Source organism: Bradyrhizobium uaiense, from assembly GCF_010811875.1.
Classification (GTDB): domain Bacteria; phylum Pseudomonadota; class Alphaproteobacteria; order Rhizobiales; family Xanthobacteraceae; genus Bradyrhizobium; species Bradyrhizobium uaiense.
Map to the genome: position 1 here is coordinate 1 of NZ_VKHP01000309.1, position 9,870 is coordinate 9,870.

The window sequence follows — 9,870 nt, forward strand, 5'->3', positions numbered from 1 at the left end:
CACCTCCTGCGACCGCTGCGCGGTCCGCGCGCGGCCGGCGCCTTCTGGCGCCGCCCCTGCTCCCCCCCTGCCTGCTCGCATCCGGGTCGCTCGGCGTCCCCTCGCTCGCCGCGTTCGCCGCGTCCTCTGCCCCGCCTACGCGGGCACGACGGCTTGCCCGCATCGTCGAGGAGGTCATCACGCTGCCGCTCGCAATTCCCGGGCTTGCGATTGCGCTTGCATTGCTGCTCTCCTATGGGAGCTTTGGTGGCTTCCGCCGCTCCTGGCTCTTCATCCTGGTCGGACACGTGATCTTCACCATGCCGTTCATGGTGCGGTCGGTCATGGCGGTGTTTGCAACCGTCGACGTCAAGACGCTGGATGAAGGCGCGGCCTCGCTGGGGGCATCGCCATGGCGGCGCTTCTGCGATGTCATCGTGCCGAATGCGTTGCCGGGAATTCTCGCCGGCGCGCTGATGGTGGTCACGCTCTCGCTCGGTGAATTCAATCTGACCTGGATGCCCCGGAAATAATTGACGGTCACGCCGGCGGAGATGGAAAGCCCCGCGGGCACCACCAGGAAGGCCGCAACGAGCAGCGTGAAGATCAACTGGCCGGTGAAGATCAGGCGATCGCGCATGCGTTCACCCAGCCGCCGCAACCGCGCTGCCGCTGAACGTGCGGGCAAGCGCAAGGATGAGCCAGGTGATCAGGCCGAGCCCCACCGACAGCGCGGCCGAGGTCGCAAAGTTGGCGGCCAACGTGAACTCGGTGTAGATCAGCATCGGCAACACGTCGATATTCGTCGCCAGCGTGAAAGCGGTCCCGAAGGCCCCCATCGCGGTCGCAAACGCGATCGCGCCGGACGCAACGAAGGCCGGTGCCAGCGCCGGCAGCACGACGTCACGCTGCACCGCCCAGGGGCTGGCACCAAGCGAACGCGCGGCTTCCTCCAGACCGACATCGAGCTTTTGCACGGCCGCCATGATGGTGAGGATCACCCGCGGGATCGAGAAGTAGAGATAACCGAGGAAGAGCCCGTAGATCGAATATGCGAAGACGAATTTCTCGCCGAAGATCCGGTTCGAGAGATCGCCGATCAACCCTTGCCGTCCCGCCAGCAGAATGATCATGAAGCCGACCACCACGCCGGGAAAAGCCAACGGAAAGGTCAGCATCGCGATGAGCACGGCCCGTCCGGGAAAGCGGTGCCGCTGCAGGAACATTCCCGCGATCGTCGCCACGATCAGCGTGACGACCGTGGTTGCCGCCGCCAACAGCACGGTGTTGATCAACGTCGCGCGATAGCGGCTTTCCGTCAGGATGGCGAGATATCCGGCGAGCCCATGCGGCCCTTCGGCACCCGCGACCACGAGGCGAGCCATCGGCAACAGGAAGAATGCCGTGGTCACGACCGCGAGCGGCAACAGGCAGAACCAGACGAAGGATTTTTGCGACATCGGAAGAATGGTGCCCCGGCGAGGGGCACCATATTGCCTCAGCGAACCTCGGCGAGATAGCGGTCGACGAAGGCTTTTTGCACGTTTTCCATCTCGCCCCAGTCGACGCTCTTGGCGCGGGCATAGTCGCTGTCGGGGAGGAATTTGCCCTTCACGGAAGCCGGCAGTTCGATCGGGCGGGCCGGACGCAGATAGGCATTGGTCCAGATCGCCTGCCCCTTGTCGGACAAGAGATAGTCCATCACCTTCTTGGCCTTCTCCCTGTCGGGCGCGTTCTTCACCAGACCGACGACATACGGAAACACCACCGAGCCCTCGCAGGGAATGACAAACTCGAAGTTGCCCTTCTCTGAATATTTGGCGCGATAGGCGTTGAAGTCGTAGTCGAACAGGATCGGCATCTCGCCGGAGACGACGCGGGCATACGACGTCTGCTTGGGCACGATCGGATCGTTCTTGCGCAGCTCCTTGAAGAAGCTGATCGCCGGATCGAAATTGGTGGGTGAGCCACTCAGCGCCAGATTGACCGCGACCGCGCCGACATAGCCAACCGCCGCCGACGACGGATCGAGATAGCCGACCATGCCCTTGTAGTCGGGCTTCAGGAGGTCCTTCCAGCAGGCCGGCACCGGCTTGCCGCCGAGCGCGTCCTTGTTCACGAACAGGCCGAGCGTGCCGGAGTGGATCGTGGTCCAATAGCCATCCGGGTCCTTGAGGCCGGCGGGGACCTGATCCCAATGCGCGGGCTTATAAGGCTCGAGCGCGTCCTGGGCCTTGGCTTTCATGCCGAAGGTCACGCCGAAATAGCCGATATCGCCGACCGGATTGCTCTTCTCGGCGAGGATCTGGGCCAGCGCCTGGCCGGAATTCTTGTTGTCATGCGGGATGTCGTATTTGAGGTCCGCCTTGATCGCCTTCAGCATCGAGGCCCAATCGGCCCATTCCGGCGGGCAATTGTAGCAGATCACGTCGGCCGCCTTGGCGGATTGCCACGGCGCGATCAGTGTCAGCGCCAGCAACGCAAGGACAAGGCGGACGGTCTTCATGGGAGGCTCCGGTCTGGGAGAGGATGCAATGAGGATTTCAACATCAACCGGGCGACCAAGTATAGGCCGCGTATGAACGTTTTGCGACGCGTTTGCTGCCGTGCAGCAAATGCAGCCGCCCCGACGCCAGCGATCGGATGCTCGCGGCAGTCGGCCGTTTCGCGCTAGGCTGGCAAGCAAAAGAGGACGCGCCCATGTACCAGCCGCCCGGCGTCAAGACATCGCCCGATCTTGCCGTTCCCGACCTGATGAAAGCCTGGGTCCTTGGCGACCCCGATCAGCTCTTCCTTCGAGAAAAGCCAACGCCGATCCCGTCGCGTGCCGAGGTGCTGGTTCGGATCGACGCAGTTGCGATCTGCGCCACCGACCTCGAAATCATCCATGCCGGGTCGCCGGCAAGCATTCAGGGTGGCGCGCCCTTCAACAAGAACTTCACACCGGGCCACGAATATATGGGAACCGTTGCGGCGCTCGGCCCTGATGTCGACGAGTTCAAGATCGGCGAGCGGATCAGCGTCGAGATCCATGCCGGCTGTTGCCAATGCAAACGCTGCCGCCAGGGCATGTACACGTCCTGTCTCAACTATGGAAAGCCCGAGAAGGGTCACCGCGCCAACGGCTTCACGACCGACGGCGGGTTTGCCGAATACGCGGTCAACCACATCAACACGCTGGCGCGGGTGCCGGATACCATGAGCGACGCGGAGGCGACGCTCGTGGTGACTGCCGGGACGTCGATGTATGGCTTGACGGAACTGGGGGGATTGGTGGCCGGCGAGAGTGTCGTGGTGATCGGTCCAGGGCCGATCGGACTTCTCGCAGTTGCTGTGGCCAAGGCGCTTGGCACAAGCCCGGTGATCCTGACCGGCACGCGCAACAAGCGGCTCGCGATCGGCGGGGAACTGGGGGCCGACCGTGTCATCAACATCAACGACGAAGACGCCGTTGCGGTGGTGAAGCAACTAACTGGGGGGATCGGTGCGGACTATGTCGTCGAATGTGCCGGCACCGAAGCGACACTCAACCAGGCCATTCACATGACCAATCGTGGCGGCAAGATCTGCCTGGCCGCCTTCCCGCACGAAGCCGCGACGCTGGACATCGCGCATCTCGTGCGGAACAACATCTACGCTTACGGCATTCGTGGAGAAGGCCGCAGCGCCACCCACCGCGCGATGGAATTGATGGCCGCGAAGCGATTCGATGCGACCAAAATCCACACCCACACGTTTGCGCTGGCCGACCTGCCGACCGCGCTGAGATATGCGCGGGATCGCGTCGACGGCGCGATCAAGGTCGTCGTGGCCAATCGCGAGGCTAATGCGATCGCGAACGATGCGGAGTGAGGTTCCGTTCGTGCCGATGGCACGCAGGCTGATCCGAGAGCCCGCTCACACCGAGCAGTATCGCTCCTTGATCTCGTCGTCGGCCAGGAGTGCCTGCGCAGATGCCTGGTGCACGACGGCCCCCTGATCCAGCACATAGGCCCGATCGGCGATGCCCAGCGCGAGCTCGACGTTCTGCTCGACCAGCAAAACCGTCGTTCCCTGCGCCTTCATGCTGCGGAACAGCTCGAACATCTCGTCGACCAGGACCGGCATGATCCCCTCCGACGGTTCATCCAGCATGATCAGGTCGGGCTTTGCGATCATCGCGCGCGCGATCGCCAGCATCTGCTGCTCGCCGCCGGACATCGTGACCGCCTCTTGATCCATACGCTCGGCCAGTCGCGGGAAGATCACGGCGATCTCGTCGATCAGCTCGGCTTCCCGCTTCTTATGCTTCGAAGCGACCAGCCCAAGCCGCAAATTCTCCCGCACCGACAGCCCCTGCACGATCCGCCGCTCTTCGGGAACATAGGCGAGCCCCAACGCAAAGCGCACATGCGCCGGCTGGCGCAGCAGTTCCTCGCCCTTGAAGATGACGGAGCCGCGGGCCCGCCCCATCAACCCCATGATCGATTTCAGCGTCGTCGTCTTGCCGGCGCCATTGCGTCCGATCAGGCAGACGATTTCGCCCCTGGTCACCTCGAGGCTGATGTCCTGCAAAGCGTGGCTCGCGCCATACCAGGCATTGAGCTGGCTGACCTGCAGCATCACCTCAATGCTCCCGCTGCCCGAGATAGACACGCTTCACCGCCTCGTTCTGCCGAACCTCCTGCGGCGTCCCCTCGGCAAGCAACTCTCCGTGGTGCAGCACGAGGATCCGGTCGCTGATCCCGAGCACCAGCTTCATCTTGTGCTCGACCAGGATGACCGTACGCTCCTTGGCGAGTTTCACGATCAGATCCATCATGGTCCGGGTTTCTTCCGGGCTCATGCCGGCGGTCGGCTCGTCAAGCAGCAGCAAACGAGGCTGGCTGGCAAGCGCCATCCCGATCTCCAGCGCCCGCTGCTCGCCATGGGCTAACGTCTTGGCGGCACGTTCCCGAGAATCCCACAATCCGACCAGAGCCAGCAATTCGTCCGCGCGCTCGACCAGCTCGGTCAGACGCGCACGGGGACGCCAGATGTCGTATCGCGACACCAGCGCCTGCAGGCCGACGCGGATGTTCTCACGCGTCGTGAGCTGCGGAAACACGCTCGTGATCTGAAAGGACTTTGCGATCCCCATGTGAGCAAAGCGGTGCTGAGGGAGCCCCGTGACATCCCTGCCCTCGAACTCGACGCTGCCCCTCGTGGGCGGAAAGGCGCCGCACAGCAGATTGAAATAGGTGCTCTTCCCCGCGCCGTTCGGACCGATGATGGAGGTAATCGCCCCCCTGGAAAACTCGGCCGAGATGTTGTTGAGTGCGACAAACTTGCCGAACGTCTTGCCGACGCCCCTGGTGCGCAGAATGATTTCTTTCGTTTGGCCTGCTACGGCGGTCATCGTCTACCCCGCGCGATCAACGTGCCCCAGATGCCGGCAGGGAAGAACAGCACGCATGCAATGAAGATGGCGCCTACGATCAACTGCCAGTGAACGGTCCACACGGAGACGATGTTCTCCAGCACCAGGAAGACCGCGGCGCCGATCATCGGCCCGAAGAATGTCCCCATCCCGCCCAGCAGAGCGATCATCACGACAAGGCCTGAGGTCTCATAGTGCAGGATCTCGATCGGAACGATCGACAGATGCAGGGCCTGCAAGGCGCCCGCGAGCCCGCAGAAGCCGCCCGACAAAATGAAAGTCAGCAAGCGCGTCAGGGTCACGTCGTAGCCCGACGCGCGGGCACGCATCTCGTTCTCCCGCACCGCTTCGATGACGGCGCCAAAGGGCGAGGCAAGAATGCGCGACATCACGAAGAATGCGGCGATCACGAAAGCCGCAATGACGTAGTACCGGATCATCGGATTGATGAAGTCGATCCGCAAGCCGAACAGATCGATGGTGCGGACATTGATGCCGCGGAGCCCGTTCTCGCCGCCGGTCAGGTCGACGGCCTGATAGAACAGGTAATAGACACATTGCGACAGCGCCATGGTGACCATCGCGAAGTAGATGCCGCGGGTCCTGATCGCGAGCACCCCGATCAACAGCGCCATCAACAGGCCACCGGCGATCCCGGCCGCGATCGCCGCATACCATGGCCAGCCGAGGTGCACGATGGCGATGCCGCAGAGGTAGGCACCGGTCCCGAACAATGCTGCATGACCGAACGACAGAAGGCCGAGATAGCCAAATACAAGGTTGAAACCGAGAGCGTAGAGCCCATAGATCAGGATATTCACGGCCAAGGCCGTGAACGGCATCACCAGCGGAAAAATCAGGATCACCACCGCCACAATGCTGGCGCGGTGTCGTGTTGCGAACTCGTACCAAATTCCCATCGTGGCACGGTGCGGTTTGATCGATTGAGCAGCGTTCGTCATGCCGGTCTCAGCTCATCAATCCGGCGCGGCCGAAGAAGCCCTGGGGACGAACGATCAGAACGATCGCCATCAGGGCAAAGATCGAAACCTTGGCCATCTCGGGTGCGAACAGCGAGGTCATGCTGACCACCACGCCGACCAGCAGGCCTGCCAATACAGCACCGCCGATCGAACCCATCCCTCCGACGACCGTCACGACGAAAGCCTCGGCGAGGATCGTGCCGCCCATCTCCGGGATGACGCCCTGGAGCGGAGCCGCCAACAGTCCGGCAAAGCCCGCAATCGCGGTACCTATCCCGAACACAATCAACCAGACCCTGGAAACATCGACCCCAAGGACGCGAACGATTTGCGGATCGCGTGCCCCGGCGCGGATAATGAGCCCGTAGCTCGTCTTCTCCAGAAACAGCCAGAGCGCCAGCAGCACGACGGCCGTCGCGCCTATCACGAACAGGCGGTAGAGCGGGAAATAGCCGACGCCGATATCGACGGCGCCCTGCAAGACTTCGGGCGTGTCGAAAGGATAGCCAGTCTTGCCAAAGGCAATGCGAACGCATTCGACCATCACGTAGCTCAGCCCGAACGTCAGCAGCAGCGGATAGTCGATGCCACGGCCGTAGAGCGGCCGGATCAGCACGCGCTCGACGGCAAGGCCGAACAGTCCGATCACAATCGGCACAGCCACGAGGCAGATCCAGAAATTGCCGCCGATCGATATCAGATAGAGCCCGACATAGGCGCCGACCATATAGAAGGCGCCGTGAGCGAAGTTGACGACCGTCAGCATCCCGAAGATCAGCGAGAGGCCGATCGCAAACAGCACGTAGATTGCGCCAAGCGCGAGCCCGGCAAACAATTGCAGCGCGATCAAGTCAAAGCTCAGGCCCGCCATTTGTCCCCCTCAGCACGACGCGCAACGCCCCGCGGCGTGCGTCGGCGCATGGCTCAGCTCTTATGACCGAGTCCCTCGCACGAGCGCAGGTACTTCTCGTTGGGCTCTTCGGTCGACAGGACCTCGAACACATCGGACTCGTTCTTCATGTCCTTGGACTTCGACTTGATCACGAGCACCGACTGCACCGACTGGTGGTCGCATTTGCGATAATACTGCGGTCCCTTGTAGTAGTCGTACTTCAGCGCCTCCAGCGCAGCGACGACCTTATCGGTCTCGACGCTGCCGGCTCCCTTGACCGCCTCGAGCACGGCCCGAACGCCACCATAGCCGAGCGCACCGTAATCGGTCGGCAGCTTGCCGTCATACATCTTGCGGAATGCTTCGTTGAACGCCTTGGTCGAGGCGATTTTGTCCTCGATGCCCCAGTAGAACGAGCAGCCGCCGACAACGCCTTCAAATGCTTGGGGCCCGGCTGCGACGCGGCTGGCATGCGAGAGCAGCGGTGCAATGATCTGGATAGATTTCTTGATGCCGAAGTCGGTCGCCTGCTTCAGCGCGATTTGCTGGTCGCGGCCGAAATTGCTGATGCAGAGAATATCGGGCTTCAGCGCCTGGAGACGGGGCAGCAAAGTGGAGAAGTCGGTCGTTCCCAGCGGATGGCGGATGTCACCGAGGTTCTCGATGTTGAACTCCTTGCCGACCTCGAGGAAGCCGCGAACCATTTCGTGGCCATAAGCGTAATCTGCCGTCAGAAACGCAACCTTCTTGCCGAATTTGGTGAAGGCGTAACGACCGACCGCGCCCGACGTCATGTGCGGGTTCAACGCTTCATGGAATGTGTATGTGCTGAAGTCCGCCGCCTCGTTGATGGCGTCGGACTGGCTGATCGAATTGAAGATGACGCCGCGCTCCTTGGTGACGTTGTTGATCGCGAGCTGAACCGCCGCGGACAGACTGCCGACGACGAAATTCACCTTCTCCTTCTCGACCAGCTCCAACGTCCGCGTCGCCGCCTCGCCGGGATTGAGCTTGTCGTCGCGCACGACGAGCTCGGCCTTGCGGCCGTTGAGACCACCGGCATCATTGAATTGGGCGACGGCGAGCTGGCCCGCCCGCACCTGGTCCTGGGCCTCGGCGCCATACGGTCCGGTCAAGGGAACGGGGAAGCCGATCTTGATGGGCGCTTCTTCGGCCTGCAGCAGATTGATGCGAAAGGGCGAGACGGCAAGAGCGGCGCCGGCGCTTGCCGTCGTCAGCAGACGACGCCGCGATATCGATCCAGCTTTGGTGACCTTCTTCGTCATGACTATTCCTCCCCAAGAACTGTCTGTGTTTTGCTTATCGAATTGTCTTTGCCCGGAACCTCTCCACCTCAGATTCGTCCCAAGGCCGTCAGAATAACCTGAGGCGTCAGCGGAATCTCGGTAATTATGGCGCCAAACGGACGGAGCGCGTCGTTAACCGCGTTGGCAACCGCAGCTGCCGCACCAGCCGTGCCCGCCTCGCCCGCTCCCTTGGCTCCCAACTCCGATTCCCGCGTCGGGGACACCACGTGACCGATGTCGATATCGGGCATCTCGCCGGACATCGGGACCAGGTAGTCCGCCATGTTGGCGTTGGTCAGCTGACCGCGTTCGTCATAGACGCACTTCTCGAACAGCGCCGCGCCGAGCCCCTGCACCACCCCGCCCCGGATCTGCTCGTTGACCAGCTGCGGATTGATGATGGTGCCGCAGTCTTCGACAACCCAATGTTTCAGCAGCGTCACGAATCCGGTCTCGGTATCGACCTCCAGCCAGGAGGCCTGAATCCCATTGGTGAACGCAAAGGGATATTGGCGCGGAACGAAATGGCGGGTCGCCATAAATTCAGGCTGAACGCCGGGCGGAAGGGTGTCCGGCCGGAAATAGACGATCCGCGCCAGCTCGTTCAGCTCCATGCGTGGCGCGCCGTCGCCGGCATTGATGATGCTGTTGTTGACGATATCGAGCTCGGTCGGCGTCGATTGCAGGATGGCCGCGGCGACATCCAGAATATTCTGACGCAAGGCCTTGGCAGCCTGCAACGCGGCTTCGCCGCCGATGCCGGCACCGCGCGAGGCCCAGGTACCCCCGCCATAGGGCGTATTGTCGGTGTCACCCAGCGTCACGCGGACCCGATCCATTGAAACACCAAGCACACTGCCCACGATCTGGGCGGTCAGCGATTCCGACCCTTGCCCCTGTTCGGTGATGCTGGTCTGGCAGATCACCGACCCCTGCGCGTCGAGCCGCACAGCGACACCATCCTGCGACGATATTTTCGCGCCGCCGACGCCGTAAAAGGCAGCACTGGGATTGGTCACCTCGATGAAGCTGGCGATTCCAATACCCCTGTGGACGTTTCTGGCGCGCAAGGCCGCTTGTTCGGCGCGCAAGGCATCGTAGTCCATCATCTGAAGCAGCTTGACCAACGAGGCGTGATGCGAGAGCTGCTCGAACTTCATGCCCGAGGGTGATGCACAGGGATAGGCGTCGTCGGCGATCAAGTTGCGCCGGCGGATTTCGACAGGGTCCATGCCGATCTTCGCTGCGGCGAGATCAACCAGCCCTTCGGTGACCGAACAAGCAATCGGGTGTCCGACCGCCCGGTACTGG

At 62.4% G+C, this 9,870-nt stretch carries 10 protein-coding genes and 1 pseudogene; 2 read left to right on the forward strand and 9 right to left on the reverse strand.

Annotated elements, in window-relative coordinates; genetic code table 11:
* The coding region (locus FNJ47_RS41320) for an ABC transporter permease (RefSeq protein ID WP_236000422.1) at window positions 1–512 on the forward strand (512 nt) is incomplete at its 5' end.
* Here FNJ47_RS41320 and FNJ47_RS51905 read toward each other — a convergent pair.
* The 3 genes and pseudogenes from FNJ47_RS51905 to FNJ47_RS41335 all read right to left on the reverse strand — a co-directional run.
* Window positions 497–619: pseudogene (locus FNJ47_RS51905) on the reverse strand (ABC transporter permease); the annotation flags it as partial. The gene FNJ47_RS41320 and the pseudogene FNJ47_RS51905 overlap by 16 nt on opposite strands.
* A 4-nt stretch (window positions 620–623) precedes the next feature.
* The gene (locus FNJ47_RS41330) at window positions 624–1,439 is read right to left on the reverse strand and encodes an ABC transporter permease (protein ID WP_163161940.1); all 816 of its coding nucleotides are present in this window, start codon (window positions 1,437–1,439) and stop codon (window positions 624–626) included.
* 38 nt (window positions 1,440–1,477) lie between these two features.
* Window positions 1,478–2,485 (reverse strand): ABC transporter substrate-binding protein, encoded by a 1,008-nt coding sequence (locus FNJ47_RS41335; protein WP_163161942.1) that lies wholly within the window; start codon window positions 2,483–2,485, stop codon window positions 1,478–1,480.
* A 194-nt stretch (window positions 2,486–2,679) separates the two neighbouring features.
* Between FNJ47_RS41335 and FNJ47_RS41340 the strand changes: the two genes are divergently transcribed.
* Window positions 2,680–3,831, forward strand: coding sequence for a zinc-dependent alcohol dehydrogenase (locus FNJ47_RS41340; RefSeq protein ID WP_163161944.1), 1,152 nt, complete (start codon window positions 2,680–2,682; stop codon window positions 3,829–3,831).
* A 45-nt stretch (window positions 3,832–3,876) separates the two neighbouring features.
* On the opposite strand, the gene FNJ47_RS41345 is transcribed toward FNJ47_RS41340, so the two are convergent.
* From FNJ47_RS41345 to FNJ47_RS41370, 6 genes are all read right to left on the reverse strand, one after another.
* The gene (locus FNJ47_RS41345; protein WP_163161946.1) at window positions 3,877–4,581 is read right to left on the reverse strand and encodes an ABC transporter ATP-binding protein; all 705 of its coding nucleotides are present in this window, start codon (window positions 4,579–4,581) and stop codon (window positions 3,877–3,879) included.
* Window positions 4,582–4,585: 4 nt separating this feature from the next.
* Window positions 4,586–5,356 carry an ABC transporter ATP-binding protein gene (locus tag FNJ47_RS41350; RefSeq protein WP_163161948.1) on the reverse strand — a complete coding sequence of 257 codons (771 nt, stop codon included), beginning with the start codon at window positions 5,354–5,356 and terminating at the stop codon, window positions 4,586–4,588.
* Window positions 5,353–6,339, reverse strand: coding sequence for a branched-chain amino acid ABC transporter permease (locus tag FNJ47_RS41355; RefSeq protein WP_163161950.1), 987 nt, complete (start codon window positions 6,337–6,339; stop codon window positions 5,353–5,355). Before FNJ47_RS41355 ends, FNJ47_RS41350 begins: the two co-directional genes overlap by 4 nt.
* Before the next feature lie 7 nt (window positions 6,340–6,346).
* Window positions 6,347–7,231 (reverse strand): branched-chain amino acid ABC transporter permease, encoded by an 885-nt coding sequence (locus tag FNJ47_RS41360; RefSeq protein WP_163161952.1) that lies wholly within the window; start codon window positions 7,229–7,231, stop codon window positions 6,347–6,349.
* Window positions 7,232–7,284: 53 nt separating this feature from the next.
* Window positions 7,285–8,538 (reverse strand): ABC transporter substrate-binding protein, encoded by a 1,254-nt coding sequence (locus tag FNJ47_RS41365; protein ID WP_163161954.1) that lies wholly within the window; start codon window positions 8,536–8,538, stop codon window positions 7,285–7,287.
* Between the two features lie 68 nt (window positions 8,539–8,606).
* Window positions 8,607–9,870 (reverse strand): xanthine dehydrogenase family protein molybdopterin-binding subunit (locus tag FNJ47_RS41370; RefSeq protein ID WP_163161956.1); only part of this gene is annotated, 1,264 nt, incomplete at its 5' end.

What these genes read in the sequence shown, in the direction of transcription:
- FNJ47_RS41350 (WP_163161948.1), bottom strand. Translation starts at nt 5,356, where the DNA reads ATGACCGCCGTAGCAGGCCAAACGAAAGAAATCATTCTGCGCACCAGG.
- FNJ47_RS41360 (WP_163161952.1), bottom strand. Translation starts at nt 7,231, where the DNA reads ATGGCGGGCCTGAGCTTTGACTTGATCGCGCTGCAATTGTTTGCCGGG.
- FNJ47_RS41355 (WP_163161950.1), bottom strand. Translation starts at nt 6,339, where the DNA reads ATGACGAACGCTGCTCAATCGATCAAACCGCACCGTGCCACGATGGGA.
- FNJ47_RS41330 (WP_163161940.1), bottom strand. Translation starts at nt 1,439, where the DNA reads ATGTCGCAAAAATCCTTCGTCTGGTTCTGCCTGTTGCCGCTCGCGGTC.
- FNJ47_RS41340 (WP_163161944.1), top strand. Translation starts at nt 2,680, where the DNA reads ATGTACCAGCCGCCCGGCGTCAAGACATCGCCCGATCTTGCCGTTCCC.
- FNJ47_RS41335 (WP_163161942.1), bottom strand. Translation starts at nt 2,485, where the DNA reads ATGAAGACCGTCCGCCTTGTCCTTGCGTTGCTGGCGCTGACACTGATC.
- FNJ47_RS41345 (WP_163161946.1), bottom strand. Translation starts at nt 4,581, where the DNA reads ATGCTGCAGGTCAGCCAGCTCAATGCCTGGTATGGCGCGAGCCACGCT.
- FNJ47_RS41365 (WP_163161954.1), bottom strand. Translation starts at nt 8,538, where the DNA reads ATGACGAAGAAGGTCACCAAAGCTGGATCGATATCGCGGCGTCGTCTG.